The 23548-nt window shown below is 43.0% G+C and carries 20 protein-coding genes; 7 read left to right on the top strand and 13 right to left on the bottom strand.

Annotated elements, in window-relative coordinates; genetic code table 11:
- Positions 1-19: 19 nt before the first annotated feature.
- The 3 genes from HMPREF1551_RS10305 to mrdA all read right to left on the bottom strand — a co-directional run bounded on the left by HMPREF1551_RS10305 (position 20) and on the right by mrdA (position 5446).
- Complete coding sequence (locus tag HMPREF1551_RS10305; protein ID WP_021629077.1) at positions 20-2176, bottom strand: prolyl oligopeptidase family serine peptidase; 2157 nt, start codon at positions 2174-2176, stop codon at positions 20-22.
- A gap of 130 nt (positions 2177-2306) precedes the next feature.
- Entirely contained in the window at positions 2307-3572 is a 1266-nt protein-coding gene (gene rodA, locus HMPREF1551_RS10310) for a rod shape-determining protein RodA (protein WP_021629078.1), read from the bottom strand.
- An 8-nt stretch (positions 3573-3580) separates the two neighbouring features.
- Positions 3581-5446 carry a penicillin-binding protein 2 gene (gene mrdA, locus HMPREF1551_RS10315; RefSeq protein WP_034544623.1) on the bottom strand — a complete coding sequence of 622 codons (1866 nt, stop codon included), beginning with the start codon at positions 5444-5446 and terminating at the stop codon, positions 3581-3583.
- Positions 5447-6010: 564 nt separating this feature from the next.
- Between mrdA and HMPREF1551_RS10320 the strand changes: the two genes are divergently transcribed.
- On the top strand, positions 6011-7462 hold the full coding sequence (locus HMPREF1551_RS10320; RefSeq protein ID WP_021629080.1) for a hypothetical protein: 1452 nt from the start codon (positions 6011-6013) through the stop codon (positions 7460-7462).
- Positions 7463-7571: 109 nt separating this feature from the next.
- Here the strand turns inward: HMPREF1551_RS10320 and HMPREF1551_RS10325 are convergent, their stop codons facing one another.
- The 5 genes from HMPREF1551_RS10325 to HMPREF1551_RS10345 all read right to left on the bottom strand — a co-directional run bounded on the left by HMPREF1551_RS10325 (position 7572) and on the right by HMPREF1551_RS10345 (position 11468).
- Entirely contained in the window at positions 7572-8396 is an 825-nt protein-coding gene (locus HMPREF1551_RS10325) for a hypothetical protein (protein ID WP_034544624.1), read from the bottom strand.
- Between the two features lie 91 nt (positions 8397-8487).
- Entirely contained in the window at positions 8488-10041 is a 1554-nt protein-coding gene (locus tag HMPREF1551_RS10330) for a DUF4301 family protein (RefSeq protein ID WP_021629082.1), read from the bottom strand.
- Positions 10038-10586 carry an AAA family ATPase gene (locus HMPREF1551_RS10335; RefSeq protein ID WP_034544625.1) on the bottom strand — a complete coding sequence of 183 codons (549 nt, stop codon included), beginning with the start codon at positions 10584-10586 and terminating at the stop codon, positions 10038-10040. The genes HMPREF1551_RS10330 and HMPREF1551_RS10335 overlap by 4 nt, the downstream gene beginning before the upstream one ends.
- Complete coding sequence (pnuC, locus tag HMPREF1551_RS10340; protein WP_021629084.1) at positions 10532-11224, bottom strand: nicotinamide riboside transporter PnuC; 693 nt, start codon at positions 11222-11224, stop codon at positions 10532-10534. Before pnuC ends, HMPREF1551_RS10335 begins: the two co-directional genes overlap by 55 nt.
- Positions 11208-11468, bottom strand: coding sequence for a thiamine-binding protein (locus tag HMPREF1551_RS10345; RefSeq protein ID WP_021629085.1), 261 nt, complete (start codon positions 11466-11468; stop codon positions 11208-11210). The genes pnuC and HMPREF1551_RS10345 overlap by 17 nt, the downstream gene beginning before the upstream one ends.
- Positions 11469-11604: 136 nt before the next feature.
- Here HMPREF1551_RS10345 and HMPREF1551_RS10350 point away from each other — a divergent pair, with 136 nt between their 5' ends.
- Genes HMPREF1551_RS10350 through hflX form a run of 3 tightly spaced genes read left to right on the top strand, consistent with a single transcriptional unit; the run spans position 11605 to position 14240 of the window.
- Positions 11605-12270 (top strand): vancomycin high temperature exclusion protein, encoded by a 666-nt coding sequence (locus HMPREF1551_RS10350; RefSeq protein WP_021629086.1) that lies wholly within the window; start codon positions 11605-11607, stop codon positions 12268-12270.
- 2 nt (positions 12271-12272) lie between these two features.
- Positions 12273-12986, top strand: a complete 714-nt coding sequence (locus HMPREF1551_RS10355) for an SAM-dependent methyltransferase (protein WP_021629087.1) — start codon at positions 12273-12275, stop codon at positions 12984-12986.
- A gap of 36 nt (positions 12987-13022) precedes the next feature.
- Positions 13023-14240, top strand: a complete 1218-nt coding sequence (gene hflX / locus HMPREF1551_RS10360) for a GTPase HflX (protein WP_021629088.1) — start codon at positions 13023-13025, stop codon at positions 14238-14240.
- Here hflX and HMPREF1551_RS10365 read toward each other — a convergent pair.
- Both HMPREF1551_RS10365 and HMPREF1551_RS10370 read right to left on the bottom strand, forming a co-directional pair.
- Positions 14237-15082, bottom strand: coding sequence for a 1,4-dihydroxy-2-naphthoyl-CoA synthase (locus HMPREF1551_RS10365; protein ID WP_021629089.1), 846 nt, complete (start codon positions 15080-15082; stop codon positions 14237-14239). The two genes, hflX and HMPREF1551_RS10365, sit on opposite strands and share 4 nt — an antisense overlap.
- A complete protein-coding gene (locus HMPREF1551_RS10370) occupies positions 15082-16527 on the bottom strand; it encodes a S41 family peptidase (protein WP_021629090.1) in 1446 nt (481 codons plus the stop codon). The genes HMPREF1551_RS10365 and HMPREF1551_RS10370 overlap by 1 nt, the downstream gene beginning before the upstream one ends.
- A gap of 152 nt (positions 16528-16679) precedes the next feature.
- Here HMPREF1551_RS10370 and HMPREF1551_RS10375 point away from each other — a divergent pair, with 152 nt between their 5' ends.
- Both HMPREF1551_RS10375 and HMPREF1551_RS10380 read left to right on the top strand, forming a co-directional pair.
- Complete coding sequence (locus HMPREF1551_RS10375) at positions 16680-17216, top strand: Smr/MutS family protein (protein ID WP_021629092.1); 537 nt, start codon at positions 16680-16682, stop codon at positions 17214-17216.
- 11 nt (positions 17217-17227) lie between these two features.
- Complete coding sequence (locus HMPREF1551_RS10380; RefSeq protein ID WP_021629093.1) at positions 17228-18994, top strand: aminopeptidase P family protein; 1767 nt, start codon at positions 17228-17230, stop codon at positions 18992-18994.
- Positions 18995-19003: 9 nt separating this feature from the next.
- On the opposite strand, the gene HMPREF1551_RS10385 is transcribed toward HMPREF1551_RS10380, so the two are convergent.
- Positions 19004-19609, bottom strand: coding sequence for a SprT-like domain-containing protein (locus HMPREF1551_RS10385; RefSeq protein WP_021629094.1), 606 nt, complete (start codon positions 19607-19609; stop codon positions 19004-19006).
- 45 nt (positions 19610-19654) lie between these two features.
- Between HMPREF1551_RS10385 and HMPREF1551_RS10390 the strand changes: the two genes are divergently transcribed.
- Positions 19655-20584: a helix-turn-helix transcriptional regulator gene (locus tag HMPREF1551_RS10390; RefSeq protein WP_021629095.1), complete on the top strand. Its 930-nt coding sequence runs from the start codon at positions 19655-19657 to the stop codon at positions 20582-20584.
- A 61-nt stretch (positions 20585-20645) separates the two neighbouring features.
- Here the strand turns inward: HMPREF1551_RS10390 and HMPREF1551_RS10395 are convergent, their stop codons facing one another.
- Both HMPREF1551_RS10395 and HMPREF1551_RS10400 read right to left on the bottom strand, forming a co-directional pair.
- Positions 20646-21974, bottom strand: coding sequence for a hypothetical protein (locus HMPREF1551_RS10395; RefSeq protein ID WP_021629096.1), 1329 nt, complete (start codon positions 21972-21974; stop codon positions 20646-20648).
- Between the two features lie 158 nt (positions 21975-22132).
- Positions 22133-23488 carry a hypothetical protein gene (locus HMPREF1551_RS10400; protein ID WP_021629097.1) on the bottom strand — a complete coding sequence of 452 codons (1356 nt, stop codon included), beginning with the start codon at positions 23486-23488 and terminating at the stop codon, positions 22133-22135.
- Positions 23489-23548 lie beyond the last annotated feature (60 nt).

Below are 23548 nucleotides of genomic sequence, written 5' to 3' on the forward strand. Positions count from 1 at the left end.
TCACGCTTTGTTTTTTATTTTACTTTTCATTTGGTAGTTTCTTATACCCCATATTCCAAAGGGTGAAGGCTTGCCAGTCGGCAGTTTGGTCAATAATTTTACTTACCGGTGTGCCTGCTCCATGGCCTGCATTGGTTTCTATACGGATAAAGACGGGGTTCTTGCAGGCTTGTTTGCTTTGCAGCTGGGCGGCAAACTTGAAGCTGTGGGCGGGTACTACACGGTCATCATGGTCACCAGTGAAAACCAGGGTTGCGGGATAGCAAGTACCCTCTTTCACATTATGTACAGGGGAGTATCCCTTTAGGTATTGGAACATCTCCTTACTGTCATCGGAGGTACCATAGTCGTAAGCCCATCCGGCACCAGAGGTGAATTTGTGATAGCGAAGCATATCCATCACCCCTACATAGGGGAGTGCTACTCGGATAAGGTCAGGTCGCTGAGTCATTACCGCTCCTATGAGTAGGCCTCCATTGGAGCCTCCTTTGATAGCGAGTTTCTCTTTGGAGGTATATTTGTTGTCTATCAAGTATTGGCAAGCAGCAATAAAGTCGTCGAAGACATTTTGTTTTTTGAATTTGGTGCCATCGTCATGCCATCTTTTACCATATTCCCCTCCTCCACGAATGTTGGCTACAGCAAAGACACCTCCATTGTTCATCCAAGTGGCATAAGTAACGGCAAACCAAGGGGTGTAGCTGATATTGAAGCCACCATAACCATAGAGACAAGCAGGAGCACTGCCGTCCAAGGGGGTACCTTTCTTATAAGTAATGATCATAGGTACCTTAGTGCCATCTTTGGAGGTATAGAATACCTGTTTGGATTCGAAATCATTGGAGTTGAAGTCTATCTTAGGTGCCCAAAAAAGAGAGGTATCACCTTTCTCCAAGTGTAGCTTATAGATGCTTAAGGGGGTATAGAAGTTCTCAAAGGAGAAAAAGCTTTCGGTTTCGTCCTCTTCAGCGCTTTCCAAATTTACAGTACCCAAGGCAGGGAGCTTGATGTCTCGGATGAATTTTCCATCAAAATCATATTGTTTTACCTGGGAGATAGCATCTTTCATATAGTGAGCCAAGATGTACTTTCCGGCCACCACAGGAGTGAGTACATTTTCTGTTTCAGGGATAAGGTCTTTCCAGTACTGTGGCGTAGGTTTTTTGATGTCAGCCACTACGATACGTCCATTGGGTGCATTTAGGTTGGTCTGGAAGTATATTTTTTCTCCCTTGATAGCCAGTACAAAGGTATCGGAATCATAGTTGTCAAGGATGGTAATCATAGGGGCATTAGGCTTTCTAAGGTCTTTGATCCACAACTTACCTCCTGAGGTGGTCTCCTCACCACGTATGATGAGGTAGTTTTCGTCGCTAGAGACATAGCCGCCTACGTAGCGATTTTTTTCTTCTGGTTTCCCTCCAAAGACTAATATATCGCTTGATTGAGGGGTGCCGAGCTTATGGTAGTAGAGTTTGTTTTGGTCCGTTTTTTCGGAGAGTTCACTTCCTTTGGGTTTGTCATAACTACAATAGTAGAAGCCTTCATTTTTATACCAAAATCCACCTGAGAATTTGATATTTACGATGGTATCGCCTATTTGTTGCTTGGTTTTGGTATCCAAGACAATGGCTTTGCGCCAGTCGCTTCCTCCTTCGGAGATAAGGTAGCAGATCAGGGAACCATCTTTACTAAAATTGACTTGGGCTAAGGAAGTGGTGCCATCGGCAGCGAAGGTATTGGGGTCGAGGAAGCGTTCCTCTTGCCCCTCTTTGTCCTTACGGTAGAGGACATCCTGATCTTGTAAGCCGTTGTTTTTATAATAATAGGTATAGTCTCCAGCGTGGAAGGGAGCGGAGAGTTGCTCGTGGTTCCATAGTTTTTCGGCTTGTTCTTTTATTTTTTGGCGATAAGGAATGGCATTTAGGTAGCCGAAGGTTACTTGGTTTTGGGCTTTTACCCAGTTGGCAGTCTCTTGGCTTTGGTCATCTTCGAGCCAGCGATAGGGGTCGATTACTTTTTCTCCGAAGTAGGTATCTTCTACGTTTTCTTTTTTAGTTTCAGGATAGGAGAAATTTTCCCAAGGCTCGGGTTCCTGGGTAGCCTCTTTGGGGTGTGGGTTATTACAAGCCACTAAGGCAAGTAAGCAACCCAGTGGAATAGAAAAATACTTCATATTACTTGTTAAAGGTTAATTGTCAATGATTAGTGACAAATATACGTCTTTTTTTCATAATGACAAAAAGATATTTAAAATAAAAAAATTAAGGGGTATAGGATTAAAGAAATCACCTGATCACCTTATCTTAGTGTTTTTCCTTGTTGGTACTCAGTCTTAGGAAGATGAACAACAGCATAGTGAAGCCCCATAGTCCGGAGCCTCCATAGCTGAAGAAGGGGAGGGGAATTCCTACCGTTGGCATGGTGCCGATGACCATACTAATATTGACAAAAAAGTGTATGAAAAAAATAGCCGAGACACAATAGCCATAGACGCGGTAGAATTTACTCTTTTGATTTTCAGCCAGGTACCATATTCTTAGACAAAGCAGCGCAAAAAGGAGGGTCACGGTAGCCGTACCATAGAAGCCCCATTCCTCGCCAAGGGTGGTAAAGATATAGTCGGTATGTTGTTCGGGGACGAAATCCCCCTTGGTGAGCGTTCCTTCGAGGAAGCCTTTTCCGGAGAGCCCGCCAGAGGAGATGGCCGATTCGGCTTGGAGGGAATTGTAAGCGACCGTTTGTCGGAGGGTTTGGCTGTCGGTAATTTCATTTTCAAGGCGTAACCAAAGGCTAAAGCGGTCACGGTGGTGCTGCTTGAACACATTATAGAAAATAAAATTGGCCGAGTAGGAAGTTAGCACACATAGGCTTATGAGCAAAAAAATATTCCGATAAGGGGTATGTCCATTACGTTGCTTTGCCCAATAGCCATAGAGAAGGGCTAAGAAGATAAAGAAGGTAATGGTATTGCCCATGCCAAACTTCAGGGTGGAGAGGAAGACCGTCAGGAAGAGGAGCATCAAGAAAATAAAGGAAGAGCTCATTCCCTCACGGTTTAGAGCAAAGATAAAAGCCCCATATACTAAGGTACTACCGGGGTCGGGCTGGAGGATAATCAGAAAACAAGGGATCATGATGATCACCACAGTATAGATCAAGTCCTTCAGCCGCCTGATGTCCGTTTGGATATGGCTTAGCTGTTTGGCAAAGAGCAGGGCGGTGGCTGTTTTGGCAAACTCGGCAGGCTGTATCGTCACAGGCCCAATGGCATACCAAGCCCTTGCCCCATTGATTGTTTTACCAAAGATAAGTACCCCGACTAAGAGGATCATGGCAAAGATATAGAAAATCTCGGCCGAATTTTCATAGAATTTAGGTTCGATAGCCAAGATAAAAAGGATTAGCAGCACGCTGGTACAGACAAAAAAGAGCTGTTTGGTAGCGTGTTGAGAGAAGTCCAAGAGATTGGTGGTCTGTTCGTTATAACCGGTAGCATAGATACAGACCCAACCGATGGAGACCAAGGCGATATACAGCAGGACACTGAGCCAATCGAGGTGTTTTAGCATAGGCGAATTTATTGGTTAATAGAGAAACGTTTTCCGGAGTAGGGCTTAGCATATTCGTCCTCTAAGCTCTTTTCGATCATTTTTTTCTCAAGCTCCTTTCTTTTAACTTTTTTGGTAAGGTATTGTTCTATCATCAAGGAGGCGATAGGCCCGGCGATACGGGCACCAAAGTAGCCGTTTTCCACTACCACTACGATGGCTATTTTAGGGTCTTCGATGGGAGCCATAGCCATGAAGATGGAGTGGTCGGTCAGCTGCATGCGCTTGCCATTGACCCTGACATAGTTCTCGGCTGTACCGGTTTTGGCCGCTACATTAATGCTGTCTATCTGAGTGCCTCGGGAGGTACCACCGGTATAGGAAAGATTCATTCCTCGGATGATAGGGTCGAAGTACTTAGGGTCGATGCGAGTGTGCTTGATTTGGGTATATTCGGTAAAGGGGGTCGTCTTCCCATCTATTTTCCTGACGATATGAGGGGTATAGTAAGATCCCTTGTTGGCTATGGCGGCTAAGGCATTGGCCAGCTGTAAGGGGGTCACCAGCACCTCGCCTTGACCGATACCATTGGAGATATTGGAGGTAGCACGCCATCCATCTACCCCATATTGTCGGTCATAGAAGGCCGCATCGGGAAGGTAGCCCTTACGGCCAATCGGGAAGTCACTTCCTAAGTAAGCCCCGAAACCAAAGCTCTTGAGGTCTTCTGCCCAAGCGGTCAGTCCTTGGGTTGGAGTAGGATATTTCTCAATGATTTTGCGGTATTCGTGCGCAAAGTAAGCATTGCAAGAGGTAGCCAAGGCATGGATCATATCGATAGGGGAGGCATGTCCATGACACTTCATGATGCGATTTCCATAACGATAGCCTCCATTGCAAGAGACCAAGCTACTGGGGGTCATCACTCCCTCTTGTAAGCCTAAGAGAGCGGTGAAGGGCTTAAAGGTAGAACCAGGAGGATATTCGGCCAGGAGGGCACGATCGAAGAGAGGCTTGGCAATGGAATCATTGTAGAGCATGGTATAGTTCTGGGAACGCTTGCGCCCTACCAGCAGGTTGGGATCGTAGGAAGGGGCAGAGACAAGGGCGAGAATTTCGCCAGTTTTGGGTTCTATAGCCACGATACTGCCTCGCTTGCACTGCATGAGAATCTCCCCATAGCTTTGTAAGTCGTTGTCGATGGTCAGTTCCAAGGATTTCCCTGCCGTAGGAAGGGTATCGTAGATACCATTCTTATAGGAGCCAATCACTCGGTTGAATTTGTCCTTTTGCAGATAGCGTACCCCCTTTTTGCCTCTAAGGAAGTCCTCATATTGCTTTTCTACTCCTTGGCGACCGATGATCTCACCGGCCAAGTAGTAAGGATTGTTCTTAAGTTCCCAATCATTGACCTCACTGATGTAGCCCAATACATTGGCCCCCGCGAAGGTCTCATAGTGCCTAAGTAGGCGTTTCTGCATGAAGAAGCCAGGAAACTTTCGGAGTTTCTCCTGTAAGGGCGCATATTCTTCCTTGGAGAGTTGGCTTACAAAAACAGAAGGCTTGCGGTAGGAATACGTCTTAGCCTTGGCCAAAGTCTCACGAAAACGCGCTATATCAATACCCACCAAGGAACAAAACTCCAAGGTATCCAATGCCTTGACCTCACGAGGTACTACCATGATATCGTAAGCCGACTGGTTGGTGACCAATAGCTTCCCATTCCTATCATAGATATACCCTCGTTCGGGATAATCATAAGAAATTTGTAGGGCTACATCACTGGAAATATTATCTTTATGAGTGTCTTTGTTGAGAATCTGCAAATAAAAAAGCCTTGCTAATATAGATATTGTTCCTACACAAATAATAAAAGGGAGGAATATTTTTTTCATCATTTCTATATATGCCTATTCGATGTGGCAAAAATAATCATTTTTTTTTAATTGGAATGAATTTTTGGCACGAAAATTGTTTGCAATTATTAGCAATTAGAGGTTGGTTATGAACGGTTGATGATTTCTCTTTAAAACTTAAATAAATGATAAATCGTATTTTTGATTAATTAAGAAATATTGACTGTTTTTTTTTTTTTTTTTTTGTAGTTATAAATAGTTAAAATTACTTTTAACTTTCAAAATAATTTATTGAAACAGAGATATTTATTAAAAATATAATTCTTAATAAAAGACTAAAATGTTTTTTTACGCTATTGTGAATAAAAAAATAATTCGTACCTTTGCAAAAAAATTAAAACGATGATATAAAACCAAGAAAAAGCTAAACAAAAACCACTAAAGATTAGAAGAGAATCAAATAAGGCTCCCTATTGGAAGTATTTCCTTAATGGCTCCAATAGTAAGGCAGCGATAAGTTCCTTGAGAGAGAGTTGCCTATTTGCATCCATCACAAAACAAACAAGATATGGAAAAAAAATTATTAAATCACTTCACAAAAATATGTCGAGAGTAAAACAATTATTGCTATTCAGCTTGTGCTCTACCTTTGCCTTGGCACAAGAAACTGGAAAAAAAGATTACAAAAATGATTTAGAAGGCAAAGTAAAAAGTGTTCGCATTACTACCTATGTGGCCATGGACAAGGGAGGTGGAAATTATGGAAAAGGAAGTATAGCCAAGGGAATGGATAACATGCTTACCCATTATGATAAGAAAGGAAATGTTACCGAGAGGGTAGTTTATTATACCAATGGTGCGGTATGGTATACCAAAAAGTATATATATGAAGGTTATAATATGAGCAAGCCAGCTGAGAAGCCAGCGGCCAAGACCCCAGAGCCTAAAAAAGAAAATGAGGAGGGGATTACACATGAAAGTCTCAAAGGGCGTGTAACCTATCGCTACGATAAAAAAGGACAAAAAACAGAAGAATCTTCTTTCGATGCCAAGGGGGCACTCCTATGGCGCTATGTATATCGCTATGATACACGAGGCAATATATCCGAGAGAGATAGTTATGATAACCAAGCCATTTTGGTCTCTCGCGAATCCAACCGCTATGATTCCAATAATCATATCATAGAGAAAGTGATTACCATGAAAAACCAGACCGCTTACAAATGTACTTGGAAATATGATGATAAGGGGAATACCATAGAGAAAGAGGAGTACTTCACCGAGCTTATCACTCCAGAGAAAGTAGATCGATTGGTGATAGATGAGGTCAATACCAAGGGGGTAATAAGGAAAAAACTCAAGTATGCCTATGATGCTAAGGGTAACAGAACGGAGGTAAATATCTATGATGCTCAGGAGAGAGCAACTCCAAAGCCTGCGGCACCAGCTCCTAAGCAGGAAGAAGCCTCTAAAGAGCCTACCTATGAAGAAATAGAAGATCCTAAGCTACTCTTTACCAATGAATATGATAACTTAGGAAACCTTTGGAAAAAAGATACTTATGTGTATGACAAGGCAGGACAAATTATTGAGGTCAAGAGTGTGGATAATGAGCAAAAACCTTTCTTCCGCTATGCTTACAAATATGATAGCCGAGGTAATGAAATAGAACGTATCAACTATGACAAGAGCAATGAGGTAATCCAAAGGACAACCCAAGTATTCGATGACCAAGGACAACTTATCGAACGTGCGGAATATGACTCCTATGGAGAGCTTATCCAAAGAAACACCTATAAATATAATGAAAAAGGCCAAAGGATAGAACAAAAAGGCCATAATACAGATAACTCTCTAGCATTTGTAATCAAATATGTCTATAACAATGTAGGAGAATGTGTACAATCTACTACCTTCAATAATAAAGGAGAGGAAACCTCTAAGCTTATTCAGCAATATAAAGTGGATGCCCATAAAAACTGGACAAACCGTACCCAGTATTCCAATGGAAAGGCCACCTATATCACCGAACGTGTGATAGAATACTATAAATAATCGAAGCTTATAAACTATAAAAACTACTTTTAAAGAAGAAAGAGGCTGTCCAAAGAAATTTTCGGACAGCCTCATTTCTTTCCAATATAGGAACGTAATTTGTTATGTGTCAGAATGTAACCCCAAAGGAAAGCATCATGGCCGAAAATTTCGTAGCAGCTAAGTTGTTATATTGATACTTGAGTCCCCCCTGATATTGCTGGTGATAGTAATTGGCACCCACGGCAAAGGAGAAGATCTCCGAGTAAGAAAAAGCTGTATATTGCAACTGATAAGCTAGTGAAATAGGTCTATAAACAAAAACTTCCGCATCTTGGGTCATGGAAAAGCCAAATTGGTTAATGCCATTGCCTATATAACCTGCCCCTAACCCCCAGCTAAGGCTCATTTGCTGAGAGCGAATACGAAAATACTGAGCCGTGAGGGAGACAAAATCCAAATGCTCGGTGGGGACACCGAGCTGCTTTTCCCAAAAGTGTTGGTAGGAAAGTGTTGCTCCAAAGCGACTACCCATACGTACTTTGCCTTGTAGGTTGTTTTGGAAGATGTGCATCCCCATGGAGACTTCATTGCTAACAGATGCACGAAACAGCGTAAAATCCTCTATGATTTGTTTCTCATAGGTATAGTCGCCCTTGCCCTTATAATAGGGATAGGGATTAAGTTCCGCCGTTCGCATACGTCCGTACCGCTCATAGCTGCTTTCCACCAATAGGTTGTAGCCCAAGACAAAGGTTAGGTCTAAGAGCATGGGTAAAAAGGTAATATCGTCCCAAGCGGAATGAACCTGATAGCTCCCATCAGTGGAAGTGTGATACTCCTCACTTCCTGAGCTGTTTATAGGTGGGGAATCAAGCCTTTCCTTGGCTTCCTTGAGAGTTCCCTGCCCATAGGCTATCCCACAAAATAGAAAAAAAAGTAAAAAATGTTTCATAATAGTGACAAAAAAAGTAAAAAAGTGAAAAGTGAAAAATGAAGAGAGACTCATCATTTATCGCCATTCACCTTTCACTTGTCGTCAGTCATTAGTAATTGCCTTGGTGGTTTTTCTTAAGCAAATCATTGACGGATTTCACAGGGTTGAAGGTAATCTGAGGGACTTCCACAAAGATACTGATCCAGCCGGCCATAGCTCCGTTCCATAAGCCAGGGAGTTCTAAGGCCTTGAGAGGGTGACCGTTATAGGATTTTTCGGTGATGAAGCTCAGCTTCTTGTCCTGGAATTCCTCTAAGGCAAATACCTCTCCCTTATAGTTCTTGATACAGCAGACGATATCCACTGGGTTGAAGTGAGTAGAGGCCTGTAGGCGTTCCCATTGTTGGGGATTGTCCTTGTCTATCTGTGCCATTTCGATGATTTGTAGGGATTCGTTGCCATCGGCATCTTTCACCCAGAAGGGGCCACCGCCTATTTCACCTTCGTTCTTGACCATACCACATACGCGGATAGGACGGTTCAGTACCTGATAGATGTACTCTATCATATAGCGTTTGGCAAACTTATGTACATAAGGAGGTACCTTGATATTGAGTTCGGAGAGGAACTTGAGGATATCGGGGATTTCTTTCTTCTTGAGTTTTTCCTTTTGGATTTTCTGAAGGATTTTATGCACCTTGGCGCGGGTATCCTCGAGCTTACCGGCCAAGACCTCCTTGTAGAAGATAGCCTCATCGGCATAGGATTCTACCACCACATTGTCGATATTCTTGATAAAGATAATATCGGCATTCAGCTCGTTGAGGTTCTTGAGCAAGGCGCCATGTCCGGCAGGGCGGAAGAGGAGCTTGTTGTTCTCATCGCGGAAGTACTCATTATCAAGAGTAAGGGCTACCGTATCCGTGCTCTCGCTTTGGTGGGAGAAGCTCACCTCGAAGTGTACTCCATATTGTTTTTCCAAGCTGGGGCGTATCTCGGCCAATTGGTTGAGAAAGAGGGTGCTATATTCCTTGTTGATAGTAAAATGTAGATTGACCACCTCGCCCTGAGCGGCATAGAGGAAAGCCTCGCGGAAGTGTTCTTCGAAGGCGGTCACTACCTTTTCTCCATATTTGTGGAAGGGGAATAGTCCTTTGGGTTTGTTTTTGTAGTTAAAAGGCTCTTCCTTGAGTAGGATATGAGCGATACGGAGCTTCTGTTCATCTTCACTAAGTCCCTCGAAGGCCTTATGTTGCTCAATATACTTTTGCAAGGCATCGTAGAAAGCGAATTGTGGGAGGTGATGGAAGAAAATCTCTGCATTGGCATTGCCGCTTTCTTTGATATATTCATTAAAAGTCTGCTTTTTGGGGTCAAAATCGCTTTCGAAGGCAGAAAGGAACTGGAACATACGGGTAGCGGAGCCCGAAGCAGGGACGAACTTGAGGATGTCCAAGCTATTTTTCTTCTTTTGGTAGGTGGCCACATACTGGATGGCATCCTCGCGAGAGAAGGCTAAGATACCATTGCCTACATGGGCAGGAGCTACCAAGTTCACAGGAGGAACTCCTTCGAGGAAAATAGCCACTTGTTCTTGTAACTTACTGACTTTGATTCCTTTTTCTCCTAAGAGAAGTTGGTCGTACTCGGTTAATTCTTTCATTTGTTTAGTATTAGATTGATTTGTTCTATTCTATGGTCTATTCCTCCTTTCAACAGGTGAAAGGGGATTGTTTTTTTCTCTAAAAAGTTCTTGAAAAAGGAGAAAATCTCCTCTCGTTCATGAGGCTTATCCCTTAAGTCATCGGCTACCCAAGGAGTATCGATATAGGTAAGGAAGATATGATCATACTTATGACTTAGGGCTTGCTTTTCTATCATAGGATCACATTTCCCATAATAGATATAGGAATAGACGACCAATTCCAAGAGACAAGTATCACAAAAGAGATAATCATTGGCCTTGAGTAGGGCTTCGTTTTCCAAGCGTATTTGTCCCTTAGCGATAGGTAACAAGTCGTCCCAAGAACATACCGCGCGCTGCTTGTCCCATTTTTCTTGTAGGTAGAGGCGCATATATTCCTCCACCCACTGGGTATGGTGCAGGGCAGCCATTCGCTGGCTAAGGGTCGTCTTCCCGGTGGATTCAGGCCCTACGAAGGCGATGCGCTGGCAGGTGCTTGGTCGTTGTATAAGATCTTTTTCCATTCTATATAAGCTAAAATAGCGATAAGGGTATAGACGATGTATATTAGGGAACTGAACAAGAATCCCTTATAGGCATATAAGGGAACAGAGATGATATTGCCCACGATCCAAAAGAGCCAGTTCTCTATCTTGCGCCTTGCCATAAGCCACATCCCGACTAAGAAAATGGCGGTAGTAGTGGCATCCACCCAGTCCGTCCATACAAAATACTTGAAGCCCAACTCGGTACCCTCCATAGAGAAATCATGGTTGATATAAGGCCTAAAGTAATAGACAAACATGACAAAGAGCCAGCTAAAAAGGGCGAGCCATAGCGTACTTTTGGTCTCGGAGAGGTTCATCTTGCCTATTTTCACATGCACACTATCCTCTCTGTGCTTCGCCCAAAGGATCCAGCCATATAGGCTCATAGCGGTATAGTAGGCGTTGATAAGCATATCGCCGAAGAGCCTTCCTACCCATAGGAGGTATACATAGAGCACTGTACTGACGATTCCAGTGGGGTATACCCATATGTTTCTCCTTTTAGAGAAGAAGACACTGATAAGGCCGAAGCTCCCACCTAATAGTTCGATAATTACCAAGTGGGTGGGGGTTCCCTTATATTGAGAGAAAATCCAATCAAAAATAAGGTTCATAGTTGTGTCGGTCGGATTTTACTATTTTTATGTAAATGAGGCCACTTTCTATAAGATCAAATACCTCCTTGACCTCCTGGGTAAGGACTTCCATCACACGGTCGTACTCTCCGTATACCTGGGTACTAAGTGGATTTTCATATACGATAAGCCCAGAGGTGCGGAGCTTCTTGATAAAGTGAATGACAGGTTCTCTGAATCCGTCCTGAAGAGGACTAAGGGTAAGTTCTACAGATACTTTCATGATAAAAGGTGCTTTTATTTTCGGATAGCAAATATACTAAAAAAAAAGGAAATAACATATATTTTTTGAATATATTTTTTGATAAAAGTATAAATAGTAGTAACTTTGCCTGCTGTAACCGTAATTCCCTTCTAGCATGGCAATGAAAATAGGTTTCTCCCGAGAGTTCTTGAAAAAGAATATGTTTTTTGTACTTTTTCTTCTTCTGATGGCTGTGATAGTGCTCCACAATGCTGATAGTACGATTCGCAAGGCCAGCGAGGGCAAGCTCTATACCGAGCTCGATAGTATCCCCAAGCGGAAGGTAGGCTTACTCTTAGGTACCAGTAAGTTGCTTAAGAACGGGCAACCCAACCTGTATTTTCAGTATAGGGTGGAGGCTGCTGCTGCCCTTTTCAAGGCTCGAAAGGTGGATTTCATCCTCATCAGTGGGGATAATAGCCGCCAGGGATACGATGAGCCTTCGGATATGCGGGAGGCACTCATCGCCCTTGGGGTGCCCCAAGAGCGTATTTACTTGGATTATGCAGGCTTTCGCACCTTGGATTCGGTGGTCAGGGCTAAGGAGATCTTTGGGCTTACGGAGCTGACCCTTATCTCTCAGGAGTTCCACAACCAGCGCGCACTCTACCTAGCACAGAAGCATGGAATCAAGGCCATAGGCTTTTGTGCTCGGGATGTGGATAAGTACTTTGGCTTGAAGACGAGAGTTCGAGAGTACTTCGCCCGTGTGAAAGTGTTTTGGGACTTGACTTTTGGGGTGCAGCCCAAGTATTTAGGAGAAAAAATAGAAATACAGTAGTTATGCAGGCGATAGGAAATTTGTATCTGATACCCAATTTGTTAGGAGAGACACAGGCAGATCAGGTCTTACCCCCACGGGTAAGAGAGGTGGTACTACAGTGCAAGCACTTCATTGTGGAGAATGCCAAGAATGCGCGGCACTTTATCAAGCAGCTTGCCCCAGAGCATCCACAAGCGGAGTTGGAGCTTTTTGTGCTGAACAAGCATACCTTGGAGGAGGACAAGCAGCAGTTTCTATCTCCCTGCCTTGCAGGCTATCCCATGGGGATTATCTCCGATGCAGGTTGTCCTGCCATTGCAGACCCAGGCAGTGATATCGTACGTATGGCTCACCAGAAGGGGATACGAGTTGTACCTTTGGTAGGGCCTTCCTCCCTATTGCTTGCCCTAATGGCCAGTGGGCTGAACGGGCAGTCCTTTGCCTTCAACGGCTACCTGCCTATAGATAAAACAGAGCGCAAGGCCGCCCTTAAGCGCTTGGAAAAGAGGGCTAAAGAGGAACGCCAGTCCCAACTCTTTATAGAGACTCCTTACCGTAATGAGGCTTTATTAGATGAGATGCTACAGCAGCTCTCCCCACAGACCTCCCTATGTGTGGCCACCAATATCACCCTCTCCGAGGAGTCTATACATACTTATACCGTAGGGGAGTGGCGGCATAAGCGCAAAGGACTGCAATTGGACAAACAACCGACGATTTTTATTTTGTTATAACTCAAAATTTAAAACTCAAAAATCAAAATTTTCAGCATGCTTGAAAAGAAAAATTTAGACTATGAAAAGGTGGTGCTGGTAGGTGTAATTACCGCTACCCAAAATGAAGAAAAAGCCCACGAATATTTGGACGAACTGGAGTTTTTGACCTACACCGCAGGTGGAGAGGTGATCAAGCGCTTTACCCAACGCCTTGATACCCCCAACCCGAAGACCTTCATCGGAACGGGAAAAATGGAGGAGCTTACCCAGTTTGTCGAGGAAAATGAAATAGGCACTGTTATCTTTGATGACGAACTGACCCCCGCTCAGCAGAATAATATAGAAAAAATTCTAAGAATCAAAATCTTGGATAGGACTACCCTTATCTTAGATATCTTTGCCCAGCGTGCCCAGACCAGCTATGCCCGTACTCAGGTGGAACTGGCACAGTATCAGTATCTGCTACCTCGCCTTACCGGGCTTTGGACACACTTGGAACGCCAGCGAGGGGGGATTGGGATGCGAGGCCCTGGAGAGACGGAGATAGAGACCGACCGCCGTATCGTGCGCGACCGCATCGCCTTGCTTAAGAAGAAGCTCGAAACCATAGACAGACAGATGGCCACTCAGCGTAGCAACCGTGGAGCTTTGGTACGGGTTGCCCTGATTGGATATACCAATGTGGGCAAATCGACCCTGATGAACCTTATTAGCAAAAGTGAGGTCTTTGCTGAAAATAAGCTCTTTGCGACCCTTGATACTACAGTGCGCAAGGTAGTCATTGGCAACCTGCCTTTCTTGCTGAGTGATACGGTAGGTTTTATTCGTAAGCTCCCTACCCAGCTTATCGAATCGTTCAAGAGTACCTTGGACGAGGTCAGGGATGCCGACCTATTGCTGCATGTGGTGGATATATCTCACCCCAATTTTGAGGATCATATCGCTTCAGTGAACCAGATATTGGGCGAGATACAGAGCATCAACAAGCCTACCCTCATGGTCTTTAATAAGATAGATGCCTATACCCACCAAACTATAGCCGAAGATGACCTTATGACAGAGAAAACCTCTCGACACTTCACCTTAGAGGAGTGGAAACAGACTTGGATGAACCGTATGAATGGAGATGCCATCTTTATTTCAGCTGTTAATAAGGAAAATATACAAGAGTTTCGAGAAAAAGTATATAAAAAAGTAAGGGAAATACACATTACGCGCTTCCCTTACAACAATTTTTTGTACCCAGAGGTAGAAATAGAGGAAGAATCCTAATTAGGAATCCACTTTTTCTCAAAATTAGGTTTTCGTTTTTCAAGGAAAGCATCACGCCCTTCCTTGGCTTCGTCGGTCATATAGGCCAAGCGAGTGGCCTCACCGGCAAAAATCTGTTGGCCTACCATGCCATCGTCGGTAAGGTTCATGGCGTATTTGGCCATTTTGATAGCGGTAGGGGACTTGCGTAGGATCTCTTGTGCCCACTCATAAGCGGTATATTCTAACTGTTCGTGGGGGATTACAGCATTGACCATCCCCATCTCGAAGGCCTCTTGGGCGGAGTAGTTACGCCCTAAGAAGAAGATCTCACGTGCCTTTTTCTGTCCGACCATTTTAGCTAAGTAAGCAGAGCCATAGCCGGCATCGAAGCTGGCTACATCGGTATCGGTTTGCTTGAAGATGGCATGTTCTCGGCTGGCCAAGGTCATATCGCAGACTACATGGAGGCTATGGCCACCCCCTACTGCCCAGCCAGGCACTACTGCAATAACCACCTTGGGCATAAAGCGGATCAGCCGTTGGGCTTCCAATATGTTCAGCCTATGGGCCCCATCGTCACCTACATAGCCCTGCTTGCCTCGTACGCGCTGGTCACCCCCACTACAGAATGACCACACCCCATCCTTGGGCGAAGGGCCTTCGGCAGAGATGAGCACGCAACCGATGGAGGTGTCCTCGGTGGCATCTCTCAGGGCATCAATGAGTTCGGAGGTGGTACGTGGACGAAAAGCATTTCTTACTTCAGGACGGTTGAAGGCAATACGAGCCACCCCATTACATTTCTTATAGGTGATATCTTCGTATTGTTTGGCTATTTGCCAAGGAATTTCAGTATTCATTATTCAGTAGGATTATCTATATACATACGATTAAGGGTAGGAGATAGGCTTCGGCAGTGGTCGAACTCGTCCATCGAAAGCCTATAGGCCGCTCTGCGGAAGCGCCCCCTTAGGGAGGCCTCCTGTTGGGGCATGCTGGTAATCAGTTCCATGGCCTTAGCCAAGAGTGGTTCATTTTCATCGCCCAAGGTACCTAAGTTTTCAGCTTTTTCTACTATATGGAAATCGGGCACCAAGCCTGATTCGTAAGCTCCGAAGCCACTGGCATTTTCCGAGCGGAGTACAATGGGCTGCATCGCCCACTTACTACCGGGGGTCTTGTCCTTCAGGGTGACAGAGGCCAAGTTCTTCCCCACGGTCTTATCCCCAATTTGGACTACTTGCAGGTAAGGCTTGAGCCCATTGATGATCAGCTCCGAAGCTGATGCAGTATGCTTGGAGGTGATTATATATACTTTGGGAAGGTCAAGGCTGTGGATAGGAGTACCTGAGATGTTGTTCTCGAAGTTATAGGCTCGTTTCCAGTAATTGAGCATCTTGGGGTTGGAGGTCTGTTTGACAAACACCTCATTGGTATTAGTACCCCTGATCATACTGGCCAAGTAGATGGCCGTCTGTACGCTACCTCCACTGTTGTAGCGCAAGTCCAATACCAAGTCGCTTACCCCATCGGCCTTGAACTGGGAGAAAACTTCGTTTAGCTCCTTGTCATATTTGCTTACAAAGGAGTTATACACTAAGTAACCTATCTTCTTCCCATTGCGTTGGAGGGTCTTATGCAGTAAGATAGGATCTTCCTGAAGCGGAAGCTGGGATAAGGTTTTGCTCAGGGTGGGGACAAGTTGTCCGTTTGCAATTTGGCAGAAACCGAAGGTTAGCGAGGGATTTTGGTTGATGAGCAGTCGCTGATAGTTGGTAGGGCTAAGTTTCTCTCCATCTACCGATAGGAAGAAATCGCCGCGCTTGACTCCCTGCTTATAGGCATCAGAGTTGGGCAGCACATAGCGTACAAAACCTACAATATCACCAGCTCCTGTTCGGGCTAAGGCATAGTCCATACCAGTGGATAGGGAGATGCCTTGGAAGTTATTCTCCAGCTCATCTATATCCCTTACGATAAAGCTAAAGCGGTCATCGGAGTGTCGCAGGTAGTGGAAGAGGCCTTCGGGCGAGTTGAATTTTCTAAGGAAGTGGACATATTTCTCACTGGTGGCGTTGGTATAAGTCAGACTACGTTCGAAGCGCGTGTCCGAGAGGTCACCTACTTGTTCTTGCCAAAGGTAATATTGGTTAAGTCCCTTCCAGATAAAGTCCTTTACTCGGAAGAAAGCATCTTGGGCTTCTGCTTTTTGAGTGGCCTTATCCAGCAGCTCATTTTGTGGCTCTTTGCTGCATGCTCCGAGAAAGACTATCAGTGCTAAGAGGAAGGAAATTCGTCGTTTCATAGCGTTATTATTTTTTAGTCATAGTGAGCTGCAAAGGTACGAAATTTTAGTGAAAAAAGAAAATAAAATAAGGTTACAGACTAAAAAAATAAAGGAGAAAGATTGACATTTACTTATTAAATTCGTATCTTTGCACATCAAAAAAAAGAATTATGTTTTCAGTAGGGGACAGCGTAGAAGTGATAGACGAACTTATCTCAGGGGTGGTAACCAAAATCACCCCTAAGGGCGTGTGTATCGAGACTACAGAAGGGATTTTCCTTACTTTCGCCCCCCAAGAGTTGGTAAAAGTAGACTCATCAGCCCTTATTCCCTATCACAAGATGCTATATGCGGAGCCTAAGGAGGAAAAAAAGCAGAAAAAAGCAGCTCCTATAGGAAAAAAAACAAAGAAAAGGGGGCAATCCCATATGGAAATAGACTTACATATAGAAAAATTGGTCTCCCATACCCGTGGGATGACCAATTTCGATATGCTCAATAGGCAATTGGAAGAGGCGGAGCACTGTTTGGAGTATGGAATAGAGAAAGGAGTCTATAGTATCGTCTTCATACATGGTATAGGGGAGGGGGTGCTCAAGATGGAATTGGGCTCTCTCTTCTCTCGTTACAACCTTAGCTATCAGGATGCCGACTATATGCGTTATGGCATGGGAGCTACCGAAGTGTTTTTACAAGATATATTTTAAAACCAAAGATAATGACAACAAAAGAAAAACTATCATTGCTACGACAAGAGATGAAAGCCAATGGCTTAGATGCTTTTGTAGTTTTCAATGCAGATCCTCACATGAGTGAGTATTTCACCCTTTATTGGGAGGAAAGAAAGTGGATTTCCAGCTTTAATAGCTCCGCAGGCTATATATTCATCACTTGTGACAAGGCGGTATTATGGACAGATGGTCGCTACTTGGTACAGGCCAAGCAAGAACTCACCGGTACCGGAGTAGATTTCTTTATAGAAGGTACCCCAGGGGCACCTCTTAGCCAACAATGGCTCTTGGACGAACTCCCCCAAGGGGCAAAAGTAGGTTGCAATGGCCTATGTACTCCTCATAATACTTGGAACCTACTTACCGATACACTCAAGAGAAAGGATATAACCTTAGTCGATAAGCCTTTGATTGAAAAAATATGGAAAGACCGACCCAAGGATGCACGTAAACCGATCTATGTACGTCCTGAAAAATATACTGGACGTTCCACTTCGGACAAGCTCGCTACCCTTAGAGGAATCATGGCGGAGAAAGGGGTAACTCACTTCCTTGTAACCGCCCTTGATGACATTGCTTGGGTAACCAACCTCCGTGGTAATGATGTGGACTTCAACCCTGTTTTCTTAGCCTACCTTTGTATTACTCCTGAAAAAGCAACCCTTTTTGTAGATACTCCACAGTGCGATGAGGCAGTAAAGACCTACCTCAAAGAACAGCATATCGAGCTAAAAGATTATAAGGATTATTTCCAAGAATTGGCCAAGCTCCAAGGGGAAACTATCCTCCTTGCTCCTGATGCCAACCAAACGATCTACAATACAGTCGGCCAGCACAATACCCTTCAGATAGCCCCTTCACCGGTACAGCTACTCAAGGCGGTAAAGAATGAAACCGAGATAGAAGGCTTCCGCAAGGCCATGGTCAAGGACGGAGTAGCCTTAGTTAATTTCTTCTATTGGCTCGAGAACAACATTGGCAAGACCCCACTTACCGAACACTCCTTGGGCGATATTATGGATAAGTTCCGTGCCGAACAAGGATTCTTGGCCAATAGTTTTGGTAAGATCATAGGCTACGAAGGCAATGGTGCCATTGTGCATTACCACGCGGCTACCAATCCAGAGGTGCCCATGCATGCCATGGGAACGGTACTGATAGACTCCGGTGCTCACTATATAGAAGGTACAACCGATATTACCCGTGTGATTCCTCTTGGGGATTTCTCGGAAGACTTCAAGCGGGATTATACCCTTGTGATGAAGGCGATGATTACCCTAAGTACCACTATCTTCCCTGCGGGTACCCGTGGTGTACAGCTTGATGCTATTACCCGTGCAATCCTTTGGAAAAACGGACGTGACTACGGTCATGGGACAGGCCATGGAGTAGGAAGCTACCTATGCGTACACGAAGGGCCACAGAGCATCCGTAAGGAGATGAGAGATGTGCCCATGCTCGAGCATATGGTCTGCTCCAACGAGCCAGGAATCTACTGCGAAGGTCGTTATGGTATTCGTATAGAAAACCTCGTAGCGGTACAGAAACACAGCTCCAATGAGTTCGGTGATTTCTACCACTTGGAGACCCTTACCCTTTGCCCCTTGGATACCCGTGCGGTTATCGTGGAGATGCTCACCGAGGAAGAACGCCAATGGCTCAATAACTACAACCAATGGGTAGAGAAAACCCTTAGCCCCTTGGTAGGAGAGGAGCAACAGGCTTGGCTTAAGGAAAGATGTAAGGCTATATAAGCCAGCGGATTAGGAAGAAGAAACCAACTCCACCAAGGCATGTGGCTGAATGACAAACCGCTTGCCGGTGGAGACTTCCAGGCACTCATAACGCTTGATTTTCTTAGCCCCTTTTTGAAATATCCGTCCGTCATCGGTGCGGAAAAGACTACTGGTGGGGAGCTCGAATACATAGTATTTGGTACGCTCCTCATTGTCATATTGTCGCATAGCCAGCGTTAGGTGTACATCGGTATCACTACTGGCGGAAGGGTTCTGAAAGTGAATGATAAGATAAGAGAGCAGTTCAGCGGGGAAGATCTCTGGCCGCAAAAAAGGCTTCATCAGGGCTTGGTAGGTGGTTTTCCATTCATTGCCGTGAGGCTTTATCTGCTTGCCATATTTTTCGATAGCTACCAAGTGGGCGATTTCATGGATGAGGGTCATCAGAAAGCGGTACTTGTTCAGGCTGGCATTAACGGTAATTTTATGCTGACCATTGGGCAAGCGCTGGTAATCCCCATGCCTACTCTGTCGCTCTTGGACGATCTTCAGGTAGATGCCTAAGTTCTTAATCAGCTCAAAACAAGGTACTACCGACTCAGAGGGTAAGTATTTGTATAAAATTTCTTCCATAATGAGTGCAAAAATAAGAAAAAAAATAGTAATACAAGTAAAACAATGGAGAAAATCATAAGAGAATTTGCCCTATTGCGATATATTCGCAATTGTAACCGAAAGGGAGAATTTCCTAAATTCCAAGAAATAGCTAAAGAAATGTCCCCATATGTCAAGGAAAGAGAAGATAATAAGGAACGTAAATATCGCTATGATAAGCAGTTATTTCGCCGAGATAGGGAAGCACTTGAGGAAAAGGGTTGTAAGATAGAGCGCAATAAGGAAAACGGCTATTCCTTTAATGAAGAGGGGAGTGAGCTTATAGATAACTTTTTGACCGCTTATATACTGCTGACTGCTCAGAATAAAAAAAGTCTGCTTCCTTCATATGCCATCCCAGAGTCTCGAAAGAATACCGGATCAGAACATCTATCTGACTGTATACGTGCCATAGAGACCAGCCATGAGTTACAACTTACCTACTATGACTATCGTGATGAGCAAACCAAGATCTATACCGTGCAGCCCTACCGGCTTAAGCATAAGGATTATAAATGGTATCTCTTAGCAGTAGATGTAGCCCACCCTGAAATACCTTTTAAGTCCTTTGCCTTGGAGCGTATCAGAAGTATAGAGGAGGGGGAGTTCTTTTCTCCTAACAAGCAATTAGATTTTGTAACCCCCTATCGTGATGCTTTTGGCATGTTCACCGATGAACAGGCTGAGCGGCTTGTCTTGGAGTTTGACCATCGTGATGGCAACTACCTGATGGCCTCGCCCATACACCTCTCTCAGAGGGTAGTGAGCAAAACCAATACACGAATTACCTTTGAGCTCTATATCAGACCCACCCTTGACCTTATCATGGAACTGATGAAGCGCAGTTGGTCGCTGACCATCATAGAACCTCAGCACCTAAGAGAGAAGTTTCTTAATTACTGGGGAGAGGCGATAAAGAGGAATAAAAAAGTGAAGAGTATTAAGACACAATAAATTACGCCTCTACTGTGGAGACAATAGAGGCGTATAAATTTACAAATGAAAAAAGATTGAATTAAACTTTATTACGTTTGTAGTTATTATGGGTATTTTGCATTAGTTGCAATTCCATTTTACCTATAATATACTCAAATTCTCTTTTAAGTTCTGTTTTGTCAATACTATTTCTAAATTCCACATCATCAGAAAGAATAGTTCCTTTTTTTGCTAATTTTTTATTATTGCGTTTCTTTATTTTCTCATTTAAAGCCTTAGTTATTTTTACTAATTGACCAAAATCTTCTCCTTTCAATTCTCTAAGAATAGAATCCATAGATTTTTTATGATCAATGTCTATTTCCGAGATTTCATTAACTTCAAAAGGAACATAGGTGTCATTTTTTGAGTCTTTAGAAAAAATAGTTTCTTCATTAATAAATACATGACCATCCTCTGATATACTTAACTTTTTTAGGTTTTTAATAATATCGTGGCGATCTTTATCATAGAAGAATTGAATGTTATCAATCTGTTTATTAATGATGTCTTTAAAGTATTTTTTATCTCCTATTTTATTAAAGTACTGTCCGATAAACCGAATAGGGAAGTAGAAATCACTTTTTTGATTAAATCGATTTTGGCTTGTTAATCTATTAAAGAATTTTTCACGTATTTCCTCAGATGTATAACTATCTTTGGGAATAAATAAAAGTTCTTCAATCTTGTACTCTTCAGATATTTCTGTTTCATCTTCAATATCAGGGTCGCTTATAGTGTCAAAGTCATCATAAATAGCCTGCTCTATGAAATCAAGATATTTTCTGAATCCAGAGGTATATTGAGTAATAGATGATAGATCTTTAAAAGTGGATAATAGATATTTAGCCCCTTCCTCTTTCAAATAGTGTAATAGTTGAATATTATGCAATCTATAGATATCCTCAACAATAGAATATAGTTCAATCCCTAATAATTTATAGATATTTTTAACATAATTGACATAATCATTAACTTTGCTGATGTTTTTATCTAAATATGAAATATATTCTTTTTCTTTAAAGATTTTTATATCAGTTAGTTTTGTTTCCTTCTGTTCTATTTCGTAATAATTTAAGAAACTAAAATATAGCTTTATCGCTGATTTATAGGTATGGGTTCCAGTATAAAGATTTCCATTAATAGGGATAGCATGTAGAGGCTTTAAACCGCTATCCTTATCATCAGTTGTATAGGTAAATAGTTTAATGATTTCTTCAGTTTTTCCTTTTTTAAAGTAATCATAAAGATTATATACATCATTTACCTTTTTACAATTGGTAATACGGCTATCAATAGTATTGTCCTTATAAAGGCAAACTTTCTTTAACCATTCTTTGAACTCTCGTTCTTTTTCTAGAGTATTCATAAGCTATAATTTTAAATTATCAGATTACAAAATTACAAAATTATTTTCATATATAAAAATAATTTTTATTATTTATTTATTTATTTATTTATTTATTTATCAGTTACTTAGATGACTAAAAACTTAAAAATCATCTATCTTTATTTTTAACATTTTTTTCAATTCTTCTCTCTAGTTTCTTTTTCACTCACCAATTGGAACTCTACTTTTGATAGGATATCCTCTATCTCTGAGAGGAGGGCGATGGGGACTGTTTGTGGGGCAATCTTTTTGTAGGATTCACCTCTTTGCAGTGCTTCTGTGACAAGGTGTAGCTGTGGATAGGTAGCCTCGTCTAAGTGGTCTAAGGGAATAATCGTCTTTGGTATGGCATATAGACAAAGCTCATTGAAGGACTGGGCGAAGAGGGGTATCAAACTACCTTCTTGAGTAGGGGTATAGGCGGCTTTCTCATTGATTAACACTTGCCCACTTTCAGGATCAAAGCGTAGCTCCTTTAGCTCGATAAGTTTCTTGGGATGGTCTGCTATAAAATAGGTGATGTTCTCACATAAGCGCTTTATCATTTCCATAAAGAGTTTCTGATAGGTATGATTAATGAGGGCATATACAGCCTTCAAACGCAATTTTATAGTACCCTCCTGATTATCAAGGTGATGGTTGAGCAGGTGTAAGGAAAGGTGGCTCTGTACCTGCTGGAAGTTCATGGGTTCAATAGGGGCTTTTGTGCTCATGGAGATTTCATCCCTTTTTCTTAAGAGTTCGTCTATGTATTCTGACAAAGATAACTCCTTTTCGTGGAAGAAGGGCAGCGCTTCGGTAAAGGAAGGCAGTTGTATAAGGGAGCGCTCATGGTGTATATGGTGCTCGTCATCGAACCATAGGAAACTATAGAAGAGGGTGTTATATTCCATAACTTCCTTTACTGTCATGGTTTCTTTGTCCAAACATTCGCTAGTACCTATTAGGTGAATACCTTGTACTTCACTCCCTTCCAAGACATTGAATAGCTCCTTGTGCTTGTGATAGGTAGTATAGGCATCGCTAACGAAAACGACCCAATGAGTATCAAAGATGTTTTCAGCCTTGCGTCTTTTATATTCTTCAACCACTAAGGGAAGCACTATCTCGGCTTGAGTGGCTTTAGTAAACATAAAGGAGGCGATACGTGAGCGTAACTCAGTATGTTCGTTAGTGTCCTCTATCCAAGCGATTTTTACCTTCATTCTGTTGTCAAAATTCAGTAATGAATGTAGGAAGAGTTGTTGTAGCTTGTATCGATAAGAAGGTATATCACTCTCAATAGCAATATGCTTAGAGGTTGCCAAGTCTATAGAATACAAGTCATGGTTATCTAAGCCCAAGACAATAGGGAGTTCCTGCTTATTGATAATTTCTTTTCCTTCTAAATCATCTACTTCTTGGAGGATCTGATTTATTTCCGAGAGTAGGTCTATGGCAGTAGGTCGTGAATTGTTCCGCTTGTGTGCTCTCATGGTAGGGTGTTTTTTCATGTTGTATGGTTTTGTTTAATGGTGCAAAGATAAATAGGGTAGGATATCATTTAGTGATAG

It is taken from the genome of Capnocytophaga sp. oral taxon 863 str. F0517 (assembly GCF_000466425.1).
GTDB lineage: Bacteria > Bacteroidota > Bacteroidia > Flavobacteriales > Flavobacteriaceae > Capnocytophaga.